The organism is Metabacillus kandeliae, assembly GCF_021166585.1.
GTDB classification, from domain to species: domain Bacteria; phylum Bacillota; class Bacilli; order Bacillales; family Bacillaceae; genus Metabacillus_B; species Metabacillus_B kandeliae.
The window spans coordinates 1,356,261-1,375,989 of sequence record NZ_JAJOZE010000001.1; the positions used below are offsets into that span (position 1 = coordinate 1,356,261).

The window sequence follows — 19,729 nt, forward strand, 5'->3', positions numbered from 1 at the left end:
AAGCATGCAGCTGCGCTGCATGCTTTTTCTACCCCTTTATATTCCCGTCCCTTATTTGACCCCGTTATCTTCTTTCGCTTTTATCTTTGTTGCATTCCAGGCATTTGCTATAGAGTGTTGTTACTTTTTCATCTTCAAAGTGGCTGATTGTGCTGTTGCAATCTTTGCATACGATTGTTCCCATCTTCCCATCCCCTTTATACAAGATTAACAATCTCCTAAACGGTAAACTGAAACTGAAAGCGTTTTAATTAATTGATTAATTTCATAATAATATGTCACATTAAATTCGTCAAGCCTATTTAGTATATCATATTTATTTTTCCGAGGATTATTAATGGTTTTTATTGCATATATATTCAATTTAAGCAATAGTAAAGTTATTAGACTATAAAAAAGGGGAATTGCCATGCTCAGCTATTCTGCTGTTAAGCTTTCTGACACTTCAGTGATAAGCAAAATCAGGATAGAAGAAGCGGTAAGCTGCCTCGAATATTACCGGGAGCAGACAGGAAAGACTGGAGACCAGCTGCAGTGGCACTATCGTGCAGCAGCCTTTCCTTATGAAATGGAAATTAACGCAAATACGATTGAACTTCGCTCTTCAGAACGGGGATATTCGCGGATTGTATTGGGAATAGACGAAAAAAATGATTCATTGCTTCACATCATATTACCGAATGATGCTGCTTTTGCCGATAAAGGAAAGGCAAACGAATTAGCTAAGTTCTTCGCAAAAACATGGAAGGCTGAAATCATTTTGTTCAATGGCCGTGTTATCAGACAATATACAAAATGAAAAGACATTCCGACTAATGGAATGTCTTTTTCGTATCATTCAAATAGGGCTGGCTTATCCGGATTGTCCAGATAGTCAAACATTAAATGAATCTGCCCTTCTGTGATCCTCCCGATTGAGAGCGGCGGCAAATCATTTTTCGGGAAAAATTGAACATCTTCTGTTTCTATGCTTGCTTCTGCTTTGCCTCCGGTTATGCGGCAGAGGAAGAACAATTTATAAATATGGGAGGGAGACGGAGGATGAGGGTGGTTTTTCTTATCCATCACGCCAATAAGTCTGAGAACTTCTCCTTCATATCCAGTTTCCTCCCGAAGTTCTTTAACAGCTACTTCTGCCGGTGAAAGACCAATATCTCCGAAGCCCCCCGGAAGGGACCATTTGCCGTCAGCCGTTTCTTTAACTAGAAGGATTTTTCGGTCTTGGAACACAGCGCACCTTACATCAATTTTAGGTGTTTGATAGCCAGTCTCGCTTGCAAATAAAGTTTTTATCTTTTGATAGTCTATTTCAGTATATTCTTCCATAATTTCTATGCTGATTTCTCTTAGGCGTTCAAACCTTTCAAGATCAAATACATCCTTGGAATAAGCCAGTCCTGCCTGAGACAGGGCCTGAATTTCTTTGGCCCACTCCAGCCATTTTAAACTCATGGTACAACCTCCAGATCTATTTTCCCTTCATTTTAGAGAATTTAATTTACATAATAAAATTATATTGTTAAATTGTATGCTAATTCATAAATATCATTTCTTATTTGCTGATCTTTGGCAGTAAAAAGTACTTTCAGCTCTTTAAAATTGCCTTTTGCCCCAGATCATTTAGCTTGTTTTAGCCAACAAGTGACTTTACTGGCGAGTATCAGTCTTTTACTGGCGGAAATCCTGCCCTTACTGTCCGATTTAATCAGTTTACTGTCCGAAACAGCTCTTTTACTGTCCAAACTCAAAAATCCGCCCTATTAAGATGCAGAATATGTCCTTCCAATACCGTCTACATAACTAACTATGAAAGAAAGCCGGTATCCGTGCTGGACATATTACTCAATTTCTCTTTTACATCAGCTGCTTTGAATATTATTTGGATCGGCGAGCTGATAGCCTGCTTTTCTTAAATTACCGACAATTTCTTTCAGCGCACTGCTCGTCCACTTTCTGTCATGCATTAAAATGATAGATCCATCTGTTAAATAAGGGGTGTTCTTCATGATGTCCACGAGCGCTTCTTTATTTTCATACTCCTTATTCCAGTCATAGCCGAAGGTCCAGTTCATTAAGGTCATCTTTTCCTGTGCGGCAAGCTTTCTGCTGAAATCTGTGTTTATGCCAAAGGGAGCTCTGAAAAATTTAGGCTTTTCACCAATAATCTCCTTAATTTTTGTGTTCAAATCCAGGATTTCTTTTTTTTGCTCTTCCTCTGACAGGCCTTTTAATTCTTTATGGTGATATGTATGGTTGCCAATTTGAAAGCCCATTTTATGTATTTCTTTCAGCGCATCGATGCCCTCTTTATTTTCTAGAAAGTGTCCATTAACAAAAAAGATGGCATTTACACCAAGTGTTTTTAAGGTTTTAGCCATTTCAAGGGCATGCTTGTCAGGTGCATCGTCTATCGTGATTAACGCTGTCTTCTTCGGTATGGAAGAGCTCAAAGGTTTCAATGTCCAGTTGACAGGGGAAACACTGTACAGCGGCTTCTTAGCGGCCTCTGACGGCACTCTGCTTTCTGTCTGCGGTTTTTTTTGTAGTGCTGGCTGTTTTTCTTTCTTAACCGCTTCCTGATCTGGCTGTTTGACTGGCTGTGTTTCTGTCTGCTTGTCCAATATACTGCCTGCTGATAAATGCTGGCAGCCTGATAGAATAAAGGCTGCTGCTGCTATAGAAATTCCAGCTTTTTTCATGAAATATCCCCCAAGTATACAAATTTCTTCTTTGTATATAATAAGCCTTATCCCTTCAAAAATGAAATAGGAAATGTTACACTGAAAAACGTGTGTTCATGGAGCCTGGTACATACTGTACTCATTCAAAAGGCTCGTACATAAAAAAGACTATAGGAGGACATGTGAAAAATGAAACGCTTTACAAACGTATTCATCATTTCGGTTATCGTCTCAGCACTCTTCATCATCTGGGGCGCTTTGCCGAAAAGCATCACTGGCAGCTATAGCCTTTCCATCGTTACAACGGCTATAATGGGCTTCATTACAAAACAATTCGGCTGGTTTTATTTGCTGTCAGCTACTTTTTTTCTCGTATTTGCGATTGTGATTATTTTTACAAAGTTCGGCAATATCCGGCTTGGAAAGGATACTGACCGTCCGGAATATTCTTATATTTCCTGGTTTTCCATGTTATTTAGTGCAGGCATGGGAATCGGCCTCGTTTTCTGGGGAGTTGCAGAACCATTAAACCATTATTCCGCCCCGCCTACAGGAGAACCATCTACAAATCAGGCAGCTAAAGATTCTCTCCTTTATTCTTTTTTTCATTGGGGACTGCACCCATGGGCAATTTACTCTGTACTGGCGCTAGCGCTCGCCTACTTTACTTTTAGAAAAGGTGAAAATGGCGTGATCAGCAGCATTTTGAGACCGCTGATCGGCAAAAGGGCAGATGGCGGAATTGGAACACTAGTAAACGTCATCGCTGTATTTGCGACAATTTTCGGTGTCGCTACATCTCTTGGACTTGGCGCGATCCAAATTGCCGGAGGAACTTCCTTTTTGTTTCCTGCCATACAGAACAATTTTACTACACAGCTTGTCATCATCATTATTGTAACCTTTTTGTTTATCATTTCTGCCCAAACAGGACTTGATAAAGGGATTAAATATTTAAGCAATCTTAATGTGATACTGGCAATTGCTCTTATGCTATTTTTGCTTTTTGCTGGACCGACAAATTTTATTTTGGACTTTTTCACTACAACTCTCGGAAGGTACGTCCAGGAACTGCCATCCTTAAGCTTAAGAATGTTTCCATTTGATTTGAACAATAAATGGCTGAATAGCTGGACGCTCTTCTATTGGGCATGGTGGATTTCGTGGGCGCCATTCGTCGGAACCTTTATTGCAAGAATTTCCAAAGGGCGGACCATTCGCGAATTTGTCATAGGGGTGCTCGCTGTTCCGACCATTTTCGGCGCTCTCTGGTTCTCCGTTTTTGGCGGATCAGCTATTTTTCTTGAGCATGTAAAGCACTTGTCGATTTCAAACATTATGAATGATAAAGGAACTGAAGTTGCGCTCTTTGCTATGCTGCAGCATTTCCCGCTCGGCTATATCATGTCGCTGCTAGCCATCTTTTTGATTGGAACATTTTTCATTACATCTGCTGACTCTGCTACGTTTGTTCTTGGAATGCAAACTACTAATGGAAGCCTGAATCCATCGAACTCAGTTAAGATGGTCTGGGGACTGATCCAATCCGGTACTGCTGTAATTCTGCTCTATACCGGCGGTCTGACAGCCTTGCAGACTGTCTCGATTATCGCTGCCCTCCCTTTCGCAGTGATTATGATATTCATTGTGTTTGCCTTGCTGAAGGCCCTGAAAAGCGATCCATTTGTTACAGGTAAAAAGCGAGAAAGCACTGAAAAGAATAGAACCGTATAATTTCAATGAAAAAAGCCTCCTGGTCATAGACCAGGGGGCTTTTTGCTGACTTATTTAATGATATGAATCGGGCTGCCAAGGGCAACTTCAGCTGCTTCCATTGTGATTTCTCCAAGCGTTGGATGAGCATGGATCGTCATAGCAATGTCTTCTGCTGTCATGCCTGCTTCAATAGCAAGTCCAAGTTCTGATATCATATCAGAAGCATTAGCACCTGCAATTTGAGCACCTACAACAATACCGGTATCCTTTTCTGTTACAAGCTTAAGGAAGCCGTCTGATTCGTTAAGAGAAAGTGCGCGTCCATTAGCTGCAAACGGGAATTTCGCCGCTTTTACTTCAAGGCCTTCTTCCTTTGCACTTGCTTCAGTGTATCCGACTGATGCCAGTTCAGGCTCAGAGAATACAACAGCAGGAATTCCAAGATAGTCGATTTCAGAAGGTTCTCCTGCAATCGCTTCTGCAGCAATCTTGCCTTCGTATGAAGCTTTGTGTGCAAGCGGAGGTCCTTCTACAATATCGCCGATTGCATAAATGTTGGATACATTTGTACGGGACTGCTTATCAATTTTGATAAGCCCGCGCTCAGTAAGCTCAATGCCGACTTGCTCAAGGCCAAGCTCATCTGTGTTTGGACGGCGGCCGACAGTAACTAGAAGATAATCAGCTTCAACTGTCTGCTCTTCACCGTTTGCCTCATAAGTTACTTTAACGCCGCTGTCTGTTTCTTCAACAGATTTCGCTTTTGCTTTTGTGAAAATTTCAACGTTTCCTTTTTTCTTCAGGTTGCGTTTAACAAGGGAGCTCATTTGCTTTTCAAAGCCCATTAGGATATCGTCCATAGCTTCAATGAAAACTACTTCCGTACCAAAGTTAGCATATGCTGTCCCAAGCTCAGTGCCAATATAGCCGGCGCCGATGACAACGATTTTCTTAGGAACATCCTGCAAATTCAAAGCACCAGTAGAATCAAGGACCCGCTTGGAGAACTTGAATCCTGGGATTTCAATTGGGCGGGAGCCAGTAGCGATAATGGCATTTTTAAATTTATAAGTTTGTGAAGAGTTTTCGTCCATCACTTTAATGGACTCATTGTCTACGAAGTAAGCTTCTCCGCGAACGATCTCCACTTTATTACCTTTAAGAAGTCCTTCAACACCGCCAACAAGCTTTTTCACAACGCCTGATTTGAATTCCTGAACTTTGGACCAGTCCAGGGTTACATTTTCAGCTTTTATGCCCATATCTTCGGAATGCTTTGCATTCTCAAATCGATGTCCAGCAGAGATTAATGCTTTGGACGGAATGCACCCAACATTCAAGCATACGCCGCCAAGATTGGCTTTTTCTACGATTGTTACTTTTTGTCCCAGCTGTGCAGCACGAATGGCTGCTACATAGCCGCCAGGACCTGATCCGATGACAAGAGTATCTGTTTCAATAGGGAAATCTCCTACTACCATCGATTACGCCTCCATTAAAATTAATTGTGGGTCATTCAGCAAACGCTTGATGTGATTGAGAGCATTTTGTGCTGTAGCACCGTCAATGATGCGGTGATCAAAGCTCAGAGACAATGCAAGTACTGGTGCTGCTACAATTTCACCGTCGCGGACAATTGCTTTTTCCGCAATGCGGCCAATTCCAAGAATGGCAACTTCGGGCTGGTTGATAACTGGTGTAAACCATTGTCCGCCAGCAGATCCGATGTTGGTAATTGTGCAGGAACCGCCCTTCATTTCGTTGGAAGCCAATTTGCCTTCGCGTGCTTTTGTTGCAAGGCTGTTGATTTCATCGGAAATTTCAAAGACTGATTTACGTTCCGCATGTTTAACAACCGGTACAAGCAGCCCTTTTTCAGTGTCCGCCGCAATTCCAATGTTGTAATAATGTTTTTGTACGATTTCGTCTGTTTTATCATCAATTGATGTATTCAGAACTGGATACTTCTTAAGCGCTGAAGTAAGAGCTTTCACTACGTACGGTAAATATGTTAACTTAATACCCTGCTCGGCTGCAACACCTTTGAATTGCTTTCTGTGGGCAACAAGGTTTGTCACATCCACTTCATCCATTAATGTTACATGCGGAGAAGTTTGTTTGGAATTAACCATTGCTTTTGCAATCGCTCTGCGGATACCGGACATTTTTTCTCTAGTTTCAGGCAATTCACCTTCAGGTACTGCCTGCTTAGCAGGTTTCGCTGCAGCTGTTTCCTGAGCTTGCTCTTCCTGAGCAGGAGCTGCTTCAGCCTGTTTGCTTCCGACTTGAAGGAAAGAATCGATATCTTCTTTTGATACGCGGCCGTTGGCACCTGATCCGTTAACCTGGCGGATTTCTACGCCTTTTTCACGGGCATATTTTCTGACAGAAGGCATGGCAACAACGCGTTTGTTCGCATCAGGTTCAACTGGAGCCTGTGCTGCAGCGCCTGTAGGATGATCTGATTCCTGCTTGTCAGCTTCTTCTTTTTTCACATCTTGACCGGCTTCGCCAGTTGACTGAACTTGTGCTTCCGTTTTATCTTCTTTCTTTGGCTCATCTCCATGGTCGCCTTTAAACTGCAGGTCCTCATAGCCTGGTGCATCAAATGAAATTAAAGTTTGGCCAACAGTTGCAACTGTTCCTTCTTCAACTTTAACCTCAATTACTTTTCCTTTAACTGGTGAAGGAATTTCAACGACAGCTTTATCGTTTTGCACTTCAGCAAGTACATCATCTTCCTCTACTTCATCGCCAGCTTTAACGTACCACTTTACGATTTCACCCTCATGGATTCCCTCGCCGATATCCGGCATTTTAAATTCGAATGACACGGGCAGTCAACCTCCTAGTAAATTTAATGGGGATAGGAAAAGGAATCAGGTGGCTGATCCCCTTTCCCGCAATTTGTTTCGTCCTTTTGCTGCTTGTATTGCTTCAATGATCTCTATTAAAATTCAAGAACTTTTTTAGCAGTTTCCAATACATCTTTGTAATTTGGAAGCCATACGCCCTCTGCTTGAGAGAACGGGAATACTGTGTCAGGAGCCGCAACACGGAGCACTGGAGCTTCCAGGCTAAGAATTGCACGGTCGTTAATTTCAGCTACAACATTAGCTGCAATCCCAGCTTGTTTTTGCGCTTCTTGAACGACAATGGCTCTGCCTGTTTTTTCAACAGAAGCAATGATTGTTTCAATATCAAGCGGCTGTACTGTACGAAGGTCAATAACCTCTGCAGAAACGCCGTCTTTTTCAAGCTCCTCAGCTGCTTTCAATGATTCATGAACCATTGCACCGTAAGTGATGATGGAAATATCAGAGCCTTCGCGCTTCACTTCTGCTTTTCCAATTTCTATTGTGTATTCTTCTTCTGGCACTTCCTGGCGGAATGAGCGGTAAAGCTTCATATGCTCAAGGAAGATAACCGGATCATTATCGCGGATTGCAGAAATTAGAAGCCCTTTTGCATCATAAGGTGTGGAAGGAATAACAACTTTCACGCCAGGTGATTGCGTCATAAGGCCTTCAAGGCTGTCAGCATGCATTTCAGGAGTATGTACTCCACCGCCAAAAGGAGAACGGATCGTTACAGGTGAATTCCAGCGTCCGCCTGAACGGTAGCGCAAACGGGCCATTTGGCCAGCGATTGAATCCATAACCTCGTATACAAACCCGAAGAATTGGATCTCGGCAACCGGACGGAAGCCCTCCAGTCCTAGACCGAGGGCAAGCCCGCCGATTCCAGATTCAGCAAGCGGCGTGTCGAAAACACGGTCTTCGCCAAATTCTTTTTGCAATCCTTCTGTTGCACGGAATACGCCGCCGTTAACGCCTACGTCTTCTCCAAAGACGAGAACGTTTTCGTCATTTTTTAATTCTGTGCGTAAGGCATCAGTGATTGCCTGAATCATTGTCATTTGAGCCATGGCTTATTTCGACTCCTTCTCTTTGTAGATTTCGTACTGTTCTTTCAGGTTAAGCGGCCATTCATCATACATGATTTCCATCAAGTCTGTTACTTTTTGCTTAGGATGAGCATCGGCCTTCTTAATCGCCTCTTTTATTTCTTCCTTCGCCTGTTCAATCACTTTATTCTCTTCCTCTTCGCTCCATAGGCCCTTGTTTTCAAGGAATTTGCGGAAACGGACAAGAGGATCTTTTTCTTCCCACTCGTTTTCGATATCTTTCGTACGGTAGCGCGTCGGGTCATCTCCAGCCATTGTATGAGGCCCGTAGCGGAATGTAAGAGTTTCAATCAGTGTAGGACCTTCGCCGTTAATCGCACGCTCGCGTGCTTCAGCGACAGCTGCATACACAGCAAGTGCATCCATACCGTCTACTTGAATGCCTGCAATACCAGCTGCAACTGCTTTTTGAGCAATTGTTCCTGCAGCAGACTGCTTTTCAACTGGAGTGGAAATAGCGTAGCGGTTATTTTGCACAACAAAAATAGCTGGAGCCTTATAAGCACCGGCAAAGTTAATGCCTTCATAGAAATCACCCTGTGAAGCACCGCCGTCGCCAGTGTAAGTGATCGCAACTGCTTTTTTACCGCGTTTTTTCAGGCCAAGCGCAACTCCTGCTGTCTGAATATACTGCGCGCCGATGATAATCTGCGGTGACAGCGCATTCAGATCTTCCGGCATTTGATTGCCGTGGAAATGTCCGCGGGAGAATAAGAATGCCTGATACAGCGGAAGTCCGTGCCAGATAATTTGAGGAACATCGCGGTATCCCGGCAGAATGTAGTCTTCTTTTTCAAGAGCAAATTGAGAAGCAAGCTGAGATGCTTCCTGGCCTGCTGTTGGAGCGTAGAAGCCAAGGCGTCCCTGTCGGTTTAAAGATATAGAACGCTGATCTAGAATGCGTGTGTAGACCATGCGTCTCATTAGTTCTTTCAGTTGATCATCATTTAAATCAGGCATTGCAGCTTCATTCACAACGTCTCCTTTTTCATTTAGAATCTGGAACGTTTTGAACTGCTTTGCAATTTCTTCAAACTGCTTTTTGCTGTCAACGACAGTATTTTTCGTTTTTGAAGCCATTTAATAAGTCACCTCTTCCTTTCTTTTGCACACTGGATAACAGGATGATTATTGACATATACAGTTTAGGTTACCCTAAATTACAAGTGACGACACAATTTTTTCCGCTGCTCCGAACACATCGGCGCTTTCCGCAGCAGCAGAAATTGCTCTATGTATGAATCATCTGTTGATCAGCAAACTGTATTCATTAATCAAAAGCAATAATTAATACAATTTACGATAATACAGTCCTAGTTTACACCTCATAAAACTATTCGTCAATCGCCATAAACCATGTAAACTTCTCCCTGCAATGCACTTTTCGCAGCACTCTTCTCCAAAACTGTACTAGTACAAAAACTTAATCTGTACTACAATAATTTCTCTGTTTTTACCGAAGGTTTTTTCAGCGGCACAGCCAAGCAGCAAACTGCAAAATTCGCTGTTAAAAGACATTCAGGAAGGCATTAAATGCAGCTGGAGAGCCGAGGGCGTATGTTTTCTTTTCAGCAAACAAAAAAAGAGCTTTCCTGCCCGCTCTTTTCTTTTCTGTTCAGCTTTGGGCCTTAATGCCGGCAGCCTTATAAAATGCTTTCTTTTCATCGTTGTATTGTTTCGTTAAAGCATTGAAATTTTTGTTTTCATCAATTACCTTCTGATAACTTTGATTAATGGCAGTTATTTTGTCTTCAAGCTCAGCAAGCTTCAAATCCTTCTTTTGAAAAAGGGCGTACAATGTTTTATCAAGGGCAGCCGCTTCTTTGTAGCCGGCATACAGTTTTTCATAGGAATTGTAGCGGTCATTCATTAGCTTTTTGAGCTGCTCTGCTTTATGAGCACCATTATCTTTATCAAGATTTTTCATTTCTGCTTCGGCATTTTTGAATTCCTTAGCCGAATTCTGCATGCTTTCGTGTTCTTTTTCAATCATATTTTCTCTGTCCTGTACAAGACCCAGCGCCTGTTTCGACAAAGTCACGATTTGACTGTAGTCTTTCATCCCCAGACCAACAATTTGACTGTAAAGCTGGTTTTCTTTCTGCTCAGCTTCTGTCAGCGGTTTCTGCTGGGCTTTAAAAGGCTCTTCCAGCGATGCAACTTTTTCCAGACTGTTATAGACTTTATCAGCTGGAGAGCTGCCTGAACAGGAAGCCAGAAGCACTCCTGCCAAAATAACTAAAAACCCTATCCCCGTCCATTTTCGAATAATTCGCACTACTTTTCCCCCTAACTATTGACATTACTACTATAAAAGGTTAATTGATTCATGACAATACATGCATGCAAACATTTTAGAAACAGCCCTATTGTCCCACTTATTCTCATCTGCTTTATTTCATCATAAAGTCTGTCCACCCAGAAAGTTATTCCAGACTGGGCGAAAGTCTATACACATCCATCCCGCTCTCATATGTTATATCAGACGCTCAAGTTAAAAGAGCGTAATGACAAGGGAGGTTGGAATATATGTACGGTTACGGAGGATATGGCTGTTATCCTGCATGCGGCGGTTATGGTTACGGTGGGTATGGTTATGGACGTACATTTGCCTTGATCGTTGTATTGTTTATCCTATTAATCATCGTTGGTGCTGCTTACCTGGGCGGCTGCTGACAAAAAACCTGGCAGCTTGCAAGGCAAGCTGCCGTGTTTTATTTCTTTGCTGTACATATAAGCCGCGGAGTAAAGCTCCTTTCCGTTTTGATCTGCTTCCATTATAATGAAAGGTACGGTTAAGGTTTGAAAGGAAGTGTTTGTCATGTTGACAATGGAAGATATTATCAGGGAGGGCCACCCTGTCCTGAGAGAAAGAGCGCAGGAAGTGACACTTCCTCCGGCAGATGAAGACAAAGAAACGCTAAAAAAAATGCTGCAGTATTTAAAGAACAGCCAGGATCCTGAAATGATGGAAAAATATCAGCTGCGTCCGGGAGTAGGCCTTGCTGCTCCTCAAATTAACGTTCCCAAGCGGATGATTGCGATTCACTTTGAAGATGACGGCAAGCTTTACAGCTACGGGCTATTTAACCCTAAAATTGTGAGCCACTCTGTTCAAAAGAGCTATTTAAGCGGCGGTGAAGGCTGCCTGTCCGTAGACCGTCCTGTTCCAGGATTTGTTCCGAGGCCTTCAAAAGTGCGGATTAAAGCAGTATCGCTTGAAGGAGAAGAACTTGATCTCCGGCTGAAAGGGTATCCGGCCATTGTTATACAGCACGAAATTGATCATTTAAACGGCGTGATGTTCTATGATCATATCAATGAAGAAAACCCCTTCGCTGCACCGGATGGCAGTAATCCGATTGAACGCTGAGCATAAAAGCGTGCTCTGTTAAGCCATGTATATCCTAAAAAAGCCGTCCCAAAATTCATTTCAGGGACGGCTTTTATTATTTGGCTCTGTTAAATAAGACTGTTGTTTGCAGTACGCAGCGTCCGCTTTCCGCGGGGCGGGCAGTGAGACACCTTTGCGCTCAAGCGTCTGCAAAGGGTCTCCCCTGTCCTGCTGCTTCCGCAGGGGCCTCCCGCCTGACGCAGATCAACAAGTGCCTTAAAATCTATTTATGGAATCCATTTCAGGTCCGGGATGACGAAGGCTTTACCAATCCAAGCTGCTCAACAGCAAAGGCAATCCCATTCTGGTCTACCGGTTTTGTAACAAAATCGGCAATTTCTTTTAGTTTTTCTTCTGCATTCCCCATTGCAATGCCAGTTCCTGCAAAGCTGATCATTTCTAAATCATTTAGCCCGTCACCGAATGCGTAAATGTCCTCCCGCTCAAACGGAAGCCTTGCGATCAGCTTTTTTATTCCCTCTGCTTTAGACCCGCCCATAGGGAGGATATCTGTTGCCAGGTGATGCCACCTGATAAAATTCAGATCTTCATACTTTTTGTACTTTTCTTCTTCTCCAATATCACAGAACAGCAGAGTCTGGTATATTTCGTTAGATCTGAAAAAATCAGGATCAGCAGAAGGATGGCTGAATTTCAAGGTACCCATGCTTTCCCGGATATACGGATGGTTTTCTTCTGTTGCCATCATTGTTTCATGATTCATGAAAACAAGCGGGTTTTTTGACTGTCTCGAAAATTCGAGAACTTTCTCAAGTGTTTCTGTACTAAGCGGGTTTTTGTAAATAACATCCCCTTCAAATACAACATATTGGCCATTAAAGGAAACAAATGAGTTAAGGTCTAATTCTTCAAGCAGATCAGCGAACATGAACGGTGCTCTGCCTGTTGCAATAGCTACATGGTGACCGGCGTCTTTTAAATCCTGAACAGCTTTTTTAGTTGATGCAGGAATTTTTTTATCAAAATCCAGCAGTGTTCCGTCAATATCAAAGAAGATCACTTTTTCTTTCATATTCAGGCACTCTTCCTTTCACTTCGTTTTAGGCTGTCTTTCTTTCGGCAGCTTTTTTGTTCTTTGACTGGTATGTAATGAAGTAAATCCCGCAGAAAACGAGCAGCAGCCCAAGGATCATATGAAGAGTAATGTTTTCTTTAAGAAGAAAATACCCCCAGATTATAGCAGATACAGGGACAAGATAGGTTACCAGAGACGCGAACTCTGCTCCTCCCTCTTTTACCATATAATAATATAACAAATAAGCAGCCCCTGAGCCAAATACTCCAAGTCCTATAAATGAAAAAAAGATGTCCCAATGAAACATGGTTTCCAGAACGCCCGGAGATGCAAATAAAAGAGCAATCAGGGAGAAAACTGCTGAAACACAAAGAGTGCTGAATGATGTCATGACAACAGACAGGTTTGAGAGATTTTTCTTCGCCAGATGCGCTCCGATTCCGTAGCAAAGCGTTGCCAGAAGCATTGTCCCGGCACCTGTCAGATTTTCCGCAAAGAAATGGCGCAAATCAAGATTCAATATAAATAGAATCCCTGCAAAGCCGATAAAAATTCCGCTCCATTGCCTGAACTTCAGTCTGGAGGCAAAAAAGATTGTTCCGACAATCACTGTAAAGATTGGAGTAGAAGCGTTGATAACAGACGCCAGGCTGCTTGAGATAGCTGTTTCGCTATAAGCAATGAGAAGCCATGGCAAAGCATTGTTAAACAGCCCGACAAAAATGATGGAGAGCCATGGAAGACGGTTTGCCTCTTTCAGCTCCTGCCTGTTAAAGATCAAAAGTACAATAAGAAGAATAAGGGCACCGAATAAGCATCTTCCAAAAACTGTTCCTATGGGTCCTATTGACTGAACAAGCAGCTTAATAAATAAAAAGGAAGTACCCCATGTCAGGCTGAGTGCAATCAGAGATGCATAAAGTTTTTTCATGGCAAGCGCCCTTTCAATTAGATGTGAAAACTATTCTAAAGGTATAAGATCTAGAATTTATTGTCAACAAACCTATTTCGCAGATGCAGCATGGAATTTCCACTATTCCCCATGAAAGGTCATGCTTCTTTTTCATATACTAGAAACAAGAGAGAAAAAGCGCCGGAAAGAGCAAAAGTCGGACATGTTCTTCAGAAAGGGAGTGAACAGAAATGCTGCGAAAGCTGAAACGCAAGCTGAAAAAACAGTGGAATGACCTGTTAAAAAGAAAGATAATTGCCTAGCTGCCGGGTCCCTCCAGCTGCTTCTTTAGGACGGCCCCCTTTTCTTAATAGAGAGAATCTAATATAATAGAAAAAGTTAGTCTAACAAACGGTAGCTAAGGAGAGATTTGGCAAATGATTTACAAGGTTTATTATCAAGTAAGTGCATCGGAAGTTCCTGTAAGGGAGAAAACGAATACACTCTATGTTGAAGCTGATTATGAGCGTGAAGTCCGCTTTCATCTTAAAGATCGGAATTACAACATTGAATATGTGGAAGCATTGACAGGGCCTTACCTTCAGCATGAGCAAAAAAGTGAAAATTATAAAGTATTGGAGCTATGATAGATGAAATTTGTGAAAAATGACCAAGTTGGCGTTTTCGCCCTTGGAGGACTGGGTGAAATCGGCAAAAACACGTACGGAGTTCAATTTCAGGATGAAATCATTCTGATTGATGCAGGAATCAAGTTTCCAGAGGAAGAGCTTCTCGGAATTGATTACGTGATCCCTGACTATTCTTACCTTGTAAAAAACGAGGAAAAAATTAGAGGTTTATTTGTAACGCACGGACATGAGGATCACATTGGCGGAATTCCTTACCTGCTTAGACAGGTTAATATTCCGATTTATGGCGGAAAGCTTGCTCTCGGACTGATCCGCAATAAGCTTGAGGAACATGGACTGCTAAGATCTGCCAAACTGATAGAAATTAAAGAAGATGACATTATTAAATTCAGAAAAACGTCTGTTACGTTCTTCAGAACAACCCATAGTATTCCTGATTCATATGGCGTTGTAGTTAAGACGCCTCCTGGAAACATTGTACATACAGGAGATTTCAAGTTTGACTTTACTCCTGTTGGAGAACCTGCAAACTTGACGAAGATGGCTGAGATCGGAAAAGAAGGAGTTCTTTGCCTGCTTTCCGACAGCACAAACAGTGAAATACCAAACTTTACAATGTCCGAAAGAAAAGTCGGCGAAAGCATTCATGAAGTATTCCGCAAAGTGGATGGCCGGATTATTTTCGCTACATTTGCATCAAACATTCACCGCCTGCAGCAGGTGGTAGAAGCGGCTGTATCCATGAACAGAAAAATCGCTGTTTTCGGCCGGAGCATGGAGGCTGCTATTGATATCGGCCGGGATCTCGGCTATATCAGCTGCCCTAAGGATACCTTTATTGAGCATAATGAAATTAACCGCCTTCCTGCAGACCGGGTTACGATCCTTTGCACAGGAAGCCAAGGGGAGCCGATGGCTGCTCTGTCAAGAATTGCGAACGGCACTCACCGCCAGATTCAAATCATACCTGGTGATACTGTTGTGTTCTCTTCTTCACCGATTCCAGGAAATACGATCAGCGTAAGCCGGACGATTAATCAGCTGTTCCGTGCAGGTGCTGAAGTTATTCACGGACCTTTAAGCGATATCCATACATCAGGACATGGCGGACAGCAGGAACAAAAGCTGATGCTCAGACTGATCAAGCCTAAATATTTCATGCCGATCCACGGGGAGTACAGAATGCAGAAAATGCATATGAAGCTGGCTGTAGACTGTCAGGTTCCTGAGGAAAACTGCTTTATTATGGATAACGGCGAGGTTCTTGCTTTAGGTGATAAAGAAGCTGGCGTTACAGGGAAAATCCCATCTGGTTCTGTCTATATTGACGGAAGCGGAATTGGCGATATCGGCAACATTGTCCTTCGCGACCGCCGCATCCTTTCAGAGGAAGGCCTTGTGATTGTTGTTGTCAGCATCAATATGAAAGAATTTAAAATTGCTGCAGGTCCTGACCTGATTTCCCGCGGATTTGTCTACATGCGTGAGTCAGGGGATCTCATTAATGATGCACAGGATCTGATTACAAAGCATCTCAATAAAGTAATGGAACGGAAAACAAGCCAATGGTCTGAAATTAAAAACGAAATTACAGACACCCTTGCTCCATTCCTTTATGAAAAAACGAAACGCCGTCCAATGATCCTTCCGATCATCATGGAAGTATAATAAATCCAGCAAAGTCCTGCCAGGATCATCCCCGGCAGGACTTTTTATTTAGCAAAGGATTCTATTATAACGGAGCATCTGTTATATGTTATAGTAAAAAGAGAAAAACATCCGAAAAACCGCAGGTGTTCGGGCACCTGCGGCAAGCAGCCGCACATTCGGGTGAACGTTTTGTGATCAAGCTGATCTCATTTCCGCAGCAGCGGCAGTGGGATCTATTTTTTTGTCTGAAGCGTCAGCACCGCTACAACAAACCTTCCAAAAGAAATGGCAACACTCAGCAGCTCATAGACTGACATATCCAAACAGCACCTCCCTTCCTGTTGAAAGTGGAAGAATGGCGGCCGCTTATTCAAAGTATATCATTCTCCCAAAAACAGAACAAACGTTCTTGGTGAGAAAATGGAAAATAGTCCATATAGCATGAGACAGGACAATAAAAAATCGGTGAATCCATGCCTGGCGTCACAACCAGCCTCAGAACATATCAGATTTATTAACACACAGTTCTTATCAGAATAGTCCGAAGCGAAGCAAAGCAAAAAAAAGAAAGCATTCAATAGAATGCTTTCTCTCTCTATACATCCAGCACTTTCTTTTCAAAACGGTCAATTTCATCCTCAGACCCGATCACAACCATTGTATCGTCCAATAGAAGATTTTCCTGTGCAGAAGGAGAAATGATGACGTTCCCTTTTCGCTTAATCGCAACAATATTCAAGCCGTACTTCGCACGGATATTCAGTTCCTGCAAAGTGTTCCCGGCAAGCTTGTTGTTGACAATAATTTCAACAATGCTGTGTTCTTCAGACAGCTCCAAGTAATCCAGCACATTGTTTGAAAGAATATTATGGGCTATGCGCTTCCCCATCTCTCTTTCAGGGTGAACAATTCTGTCAGCCCCTATTTTAGAAAGCACTTTTTCATGGTAGTCATTTTGGGCTTTTACTGTAATGCGCTTGACCCCAAGATCCTTCAAAATTAAAGTGGTCAGGATCGATGCCTGAATATTATCGCCTATCGCAACAATGACATGATCAAAATTGCGGATTCCCAGACTTTTTAATACAGCTTCATCCGTTGAATCTCCCACTACAGCATATGACGCGATGGGGGCAAATTCATTCACTTTAGCTTCATCATTGTCAATGGCAAGCACTTCGGCCCCCTCCTCGCTGAGAGTGCGGCATATGCTGCCTCCGAAACGTCCGAGTCCTATGACTGCAAACTCCTTTTTCATGATGTACCTCCTAAAAAAATCAAATTATTTCCCTGAAAATAATTTCAGAATATTCTCTATTTTATTTCCTTTTCTTCTTGTATTGCTTTTTTTAATCTTCTTTGCATCAGGCCGATTCCCTTCTCCCCCTCAAGAGGATACCGGAATCGAGGGTTTGGGCCAAAGCTTCCTTCTGCAATCGGCTTAAACTTTTTCCCGCCTAAAATGATGATTTCCTGAAATTCATACTGGAATTTTTTGGAGATTTGTTCTTTCAGCATAGCTTCTGTAATAATTTCGGCACTTTTCATGCTGAAGGATAAATCATAAGACTCTGGCACAAGATCTTCAGGCAGCAGGTACCCATGCTTGGCAGATAGGATCGTCCAATTTTGAAAAAACATCCTTGCGTAGGTCTGGCATAGTTTATGAAATACTCCTGTGTACGCAGTTTCAGCCGCGGCTGGACCCCCATAATCACCGGCATCCCAGATTTTCCGCTTTCCGCACGGTATAATGCAAAGTCTGTTCAAAAAATCCCTCTTTCATTTCTTTGGTTGAATGACTGTTTGTTTAACAAGGCCCGTTCTGAGCCTTAAAAAGAGGACCTATAATAAAGTCCCCTTTTTACCATTATTCAGGATACACCAGCTGATAGGCATTATAAATATCCTTCATATTTTTGGGCCGCTCCATTTTTCTCGCCGGTTCCTTCAGCGGCTGAAAACCAAATTGGCTGTATAGCCCTTGAGCATCGTTTGTAGTGAGCTGGAAGGACGGTCCTTTGAGCTTGGGGTGAGATACAATGACAGATACCAGCCATTTCCCCAGTTCCTTTCCTCTGTACTCAGGAAGAATAAATACATCTGATAAATAAGAGAAACGGACAAAATCAGTCACAACCCTGGCAAAACCAACCTGGCTGATGATCTCCCTGCGGCTATTGATTTTATGTACTCCCCAGCAAAGCTGAGCATTTTCGACCGAGGCATGCACCAGTTCTTTAGCTATGCCCTTTGCCCAATAAGAGTCTTCTGAAAGAAAAGAATGGATGAGATTAAGATTCAAGAGAGATTTGTCTGTGGAGAGTAAAAATCCATCTTCCCTCTCCCAGCTTAAAGCCGCTTTGTTTTTATACATTCAGCTTCAACTCCCCCTTGGCCTTCTGCAGTTATTCTTCTGCCTTCATCTTTTCAAGGCCGAATTTTTCAAAATACTCATGGTATTTATCTTCTATTTCAATAAGACGCTCAAACCTTTGCTCAGGGCTGTAATTAGATATATTTTCTTCTCTCATTAAGTCTCTGCGTGCAAGAAGAGCGCACAGCTTGTCCCAGAACACTTCTTCTTCATAATCGGCTATGACATCTTCCAGTTCTTCGTCAAGCTGCCTTGAAGCATAGTACTCATCATCAAGGGAATCATAGTCAACATACTTTTCCATTCCAAAGGCTTTTGAGAAGGATAAAATGTAATTTTCCATTTCAAAAAATTCCTCTGATTCGTCATGTTCCTCTCTTGCCCCAACCCATGTTGACAAATAGATCATTTTTAATAATATATGATATTGTTCTTTAGTAAAATTGATTTTCATGGCCGGACATCCCCCTCTGAAAATAGCATCTCTTATCATTAAATCATATTCCCAGCCTAAAAGTAAGTCAGCGGAGCCGGAAAAATTTCAGGAAAAATCCAGCACAGTCCCCATCTGTTTCTTGCCATTTTCAAGCTGTTTCAACAAGCCTCGGCAGAAAAATAAAAAACTATTGCGGAGCATAAGCCGCAATAGTTTTTTATCTTCTCCAAGGAAGCTCTGTGCCGAAAATCTGGGCCATATTTTGAAATTCGCTTTTTCTTCTTTTTCTGGCTTCTGCCCGTGCCATGCCGGTTTGGTACAGTTCTTTTTCCATTTCTGTTTCTGGGACAACAGGCGGAACTGGCACCGGTTTATTGTTTTCATCAACCGCAACCATTGTCAGAAAGGACAGCGCGCATATATGCCTGTCACCTTTCAGCATGTCTTCTGAAATGACTTTAACGAATACTTCCATTGAAGTCCGCCCTGTATACGTAACAAAAGCTTCGAGACATACAGACCATCCTACATGGATGGGATGAAGAAAATCAACTGAGTCTGTTGAAGCGGTTACAATAGCGCTTCTTGAGTGTCTCATTGCTGAAATGGCTGCTACATCATCAATATAAGCCATCAGCTTTCCGCCGAACATCGTGCCATGATTGTTTGTGTCTGGAGGAAGGACAATACTTGTTTTTACAACGAAGGATTCCTGGCAAGGTTTTGGATTCATCTCTGCATATTCTCCTTTTTCTCTTTGGCTCAAGTTTCATCAGCATGAACATAGCCTTTTAATAAATTTTCTCTAAATTTATTATATCACGTTTAATAATTTCCACATTCATTTCTGAAAGTTCAAACACCTCTGCTTTTCAGCAAAAAGATAGAATCTGTCTAAAAAGCTTTCCCTTTTGGAAAGAGCCGCAAACA

22 protein-coding genes are annotated in these 19,729 nt (G+C 42.4%); 6 read left to right on the top strand and 16 right to left on the bottom strand.

The window, feature by feature from the left end; all coding sequences use genetic code 11:
• Positions 1–64 precede the first annotated feature (64 nt).
• Entirely contained in the window at positions 65–184 is a 120-nt protein-coding gene (locus LRR81_RS06885) for a GapA-binding peptide SR1P (protein WP_231788533.1), read from the bottom strand.
• 225 nt (positions 185–409) lie between these two features.
• Here LRR81_RS06885 and LRR81_RS06890 point away from each other — a divergent pair, with 225 nt between their 5' ends.
• The gene (locus LRR81_RS06890) at positions 410–799 is read left to right on the top strand and encodes a DUF1885 family protein (protein ID WP_231788534.1); all 390 of its coding nucleotides are present in this window, start codon (positions 410–412) and stop codon (positions 797–799) included.
• A gap of 35 nt (positions 800–834) precedes the next feature.
• Here LRR81_RS06890 and LRR81_RS06895 read toward each other — a convergent pair whose 3' ends face one another.
• Positions 835–1,452 carry an NUDIX hydrolase gene (locus LRR81_RS06895; protein ID WP_231788535.1) on the bottom strand — a complete coding sequence of 206 codons (618 nt, stop codon included), beginning with the start codon at positions 1,450–1,452 and terminating at the stop codon, positions 835–837.
• Positions 1,453–1,859: 407 nt separating this feature from the next.
• Entirely contained in the window at positions 1,860–2,699 is an 840-nt protein-coding gene (locus LRR81_RS06900) for a polysaccharide deacetylase family protein (RefSeq protein ID WP_231788536.1), read from the bottom strand.
• 171 nt (positions 2,700–2,870) lie between these two features.
• On the opposite strand from LRR81_RS06900, the gene LRR81_RS06905 reads away from it, so the two are divergent.
• On the top strand, positions 2,871–4,415 hold the full coding sequence (locus LRR81_RS06905; RefSeq protein WP_231788537.1) for a glycine betaine uptake BCCT transporter: 1,545 nt from the start codon (positions 2,871–2,873) through the stop codon (positions 4,413–4,415).
• 50 nt (positions 4,416–4,465) lie between these two features.
• On the opposite strand, the gene lpdA is transcribed toward LRR81_RS06905, so the two are convergent.
• The 5 genes from lpdA to LRR81_RS06930 form a co-directional block, all read right to left on the bottom strand.
• Positions 4,466–5,878, bottom strand: coding sequence for a dihydrolipoyl dehydrogenase (lpdA, locus tag LRR81_RS06910; RefSeq protein ID WP_231788538.1), 1,413 nt, complete (start codon positions 5,876–5,878; stop codon positions 4,466–4,468).
• Positions 5,879–5,881: 3 nt separating this feature from the next.
• Entirely contained in the window at positions 5,882–7,231 is a 1,350-nt protein-coding gene (locus tag LRR81_RS06915) for a dihydrolipoamide acetyltransferase family protein (RefSeq protein WP_231788539.1), read from the bottom strand.
• Positions 7,232–7,347: 116 nt separating this feature from the next.
• Positions 7,348–8,325, bottom strand: coding sequence for an alpha-ketoacid dehydrogenase subunit beta (locus LRR81_RS06920; RefSeq protein WP_231788540.1), 978 nt, complete (start codon positions 8,323–8,325; stop codon positions 7,348–7,350).
• A 3-nt stretch (positions 8,326–8,328) separates the two neighbouring features.
• Entirely contained in the window at positions 8,329–9,444 is a 1,116-nt protein-coding gene (pdhA, locus tag LRR81_RS06925) for a pyruvate dehydrogenase (acetyl-transferring) E1 component subunit alpha (RefSeq protein WP_231788541.1), read from the bottom strand.
• A 535-nt stretch (positions 9,445–9,979) separates the two neighbouring features.
• Entirely contained in the window at positions 9,980–10,642 is a 663-nt protein-coding gene (locus LRR81_RS06930; RefSeq protein ID WP_231788542.1) for a YkyA family protein, read from the bottom strand.
• Positions 10,643–10,893: 251 nt separating this feature from the next.
• On the opposite strand from LRR81_RS06930, the gene LRR81_RS06935 reads away from it, so the two are divergent.
• Positions 10,894–11,040 carry a YjcZ family sporulation protein gene (locus LRR81_RS06935; protein WP_231788543.1) on the top strand — a complete coding sequence of 49 codons (147 nt, stop codon included), beginning with the start codon at positions 10,894–10,896 and terminating at the stop codon, positions 11,038–11,040.
• 145 nt (positions 11,041–11,185) lie between these two features.
• The gene (gene def / locus LRR81_RS06940; RefSeq protein WP_231788544.1) at positions 11,186–11,737 is read left to right on the top strand and encodes a peptide deformylase; all 552 of its coding nucleotides are present in this window, start codon (positions 11,186–11,188) and stop codon (positions 11,735–11,737) included.
• A 262-nt stretch (positions 11,738–11,999) separates the two neighbouring features.
• Here the strand turns inward: def and LRR81_RS06945 are convergent, their stop codons facing one another.
• A complete protein-coding gene (locus LRR81_RS06945; RefSeq protein WP_231788545.1) occupies positions 12,000–12,791 on the bottom strand; it encodes a Cof-type HAD-IIB family hydrolase in 792 nt (263 codons plus the stop codon).
• A 28-nt stretch (positions 12,792–12,819) separates the two neighbouring features.
• Positions 12,820–13,725: a DMT family transporter gene (locus tag LRR81_RS06950; RefSeq protein ID WP_231788546.1), complete on the bottom strand. Its 906-nt coding sequence runs from the start codon at positions 13,723–13,725 to the stop codon at positions 12,820–12,822.
• A 398-nt stretch (positions 13,726–14,123) separates the two neighbouring features.
• Between LRR81_RS06950 and LRR81_RS06955 the strand changes: the two genes are divergently transcribed.
• Both LRR81_RS06955 and rnjA read left to right on the top strand, forming a co-directional pair.
• A complete protein-coding gene (locus LRR81_RS06955) occupies positions 14,124–14,333 on the top strand; it encodes a DNA-dependent RNA polymerase subunit epsilon (RefSeq protein WP_231788547.1) in 210 nt (69 codons plus the stop codon).
• 3 nt (positions 14,334–14,336) lie between these two features.
• A complete protein-coding gene (gene rnjA / locus LRR81_RS06960; protein ID WP_231788548.1) occupies positions 14,337–16,004 on the top strand; it encodes a ribonuclease J1 in 1,668 nt (555 codons plus the stop codon).
• Positions 16,005–16,219: 215 nt separating this feature from the next.
• Here the strand turns inward: rnjA and LRR81_RS06965 are convergent, their stop codons facing one another.
• The 6 genes from LRR81_RS06965 to LRR81_RS06990 all read right to left on the bottom strand — a co-directional run bounded on the left by LRR81_RS06965 (position 16,220) and on the right by LRR81_RS06990 (position 19,532).
• Positions 16,220–16,303 carry a putative holin-like toxin gene (locus LRR81_RS06965; RefSeq protein ID WP_408631592.1) on the bottom strand — a complete coding sequence of 28 codons (84 nt, stop codon included), beginning with the start codon at positions 16,301–16,303 and terminating at the stop codon, positions 16,220–16,222.
• 278 nt (positions 16,304–16,581) lie between these two features.
• Positions 16,582–17,244, bottom strand: a complete 663-nt coding sequence (locus LRR81_RS06970) for a potassium channel family protein (RefSeq protein WP_231788550.1) — start codon at positions 17,242–17,244, stop codon at positions 16,582–16,584.
• A 56-nt stretch (positions 17,245–17,300) separates the two neighbouring features.
• Positions 17,301–17,756 (bottom strand): DUF6884 domain-containing protein, encoded by a 456-nt coding sequence (locus LRR81_RS06975; RefSeq protein ID WP_231788551.1) that lies wholly within the window; start codon positions 17,754–17,756, stop codon positions 17,301–17,303.
• Positions 17,757–17,856: 100 nt separating this feature from the next.
• Positions 17,857–18,363, bottom strand: a complete 507-nt coding sequence (locus tag LRR81_RS06980; RefSeq protein WP_231788552.1) for a GNAT family N-acetyltransferase — start codon at positions 18,361–18,363, stop codon at positions 17,857–17,859.
• A 31-nt stretch (positions 18,364–18,394) separates the two neighbouring features.
• Complete coding sequence (locus tag LRR81_RS06985) at positions 18,395–18,817, bottom strand: hypothetical protein (protein ID WP_231788553.1); 423 nt, start codon at positions 18,815–18,817, stop codon at positions 18,395–18,397.
• Positions 18,818–19,016: 199 nt separating this feature from the next.
• On the bottom strand, positions 19,017–19,532 hold the full coding sequence (locus LRR81_RS06990; RefSeq protein ID WP_231788554.1) for an acyl-CoA thioesterase: 516 nt from the start codon (positions 19,530–19,532) through the stop codon (positions 19,017–19,019).
• Positions 19,533–19,729 lie beyond the last annotated feature (197 nt).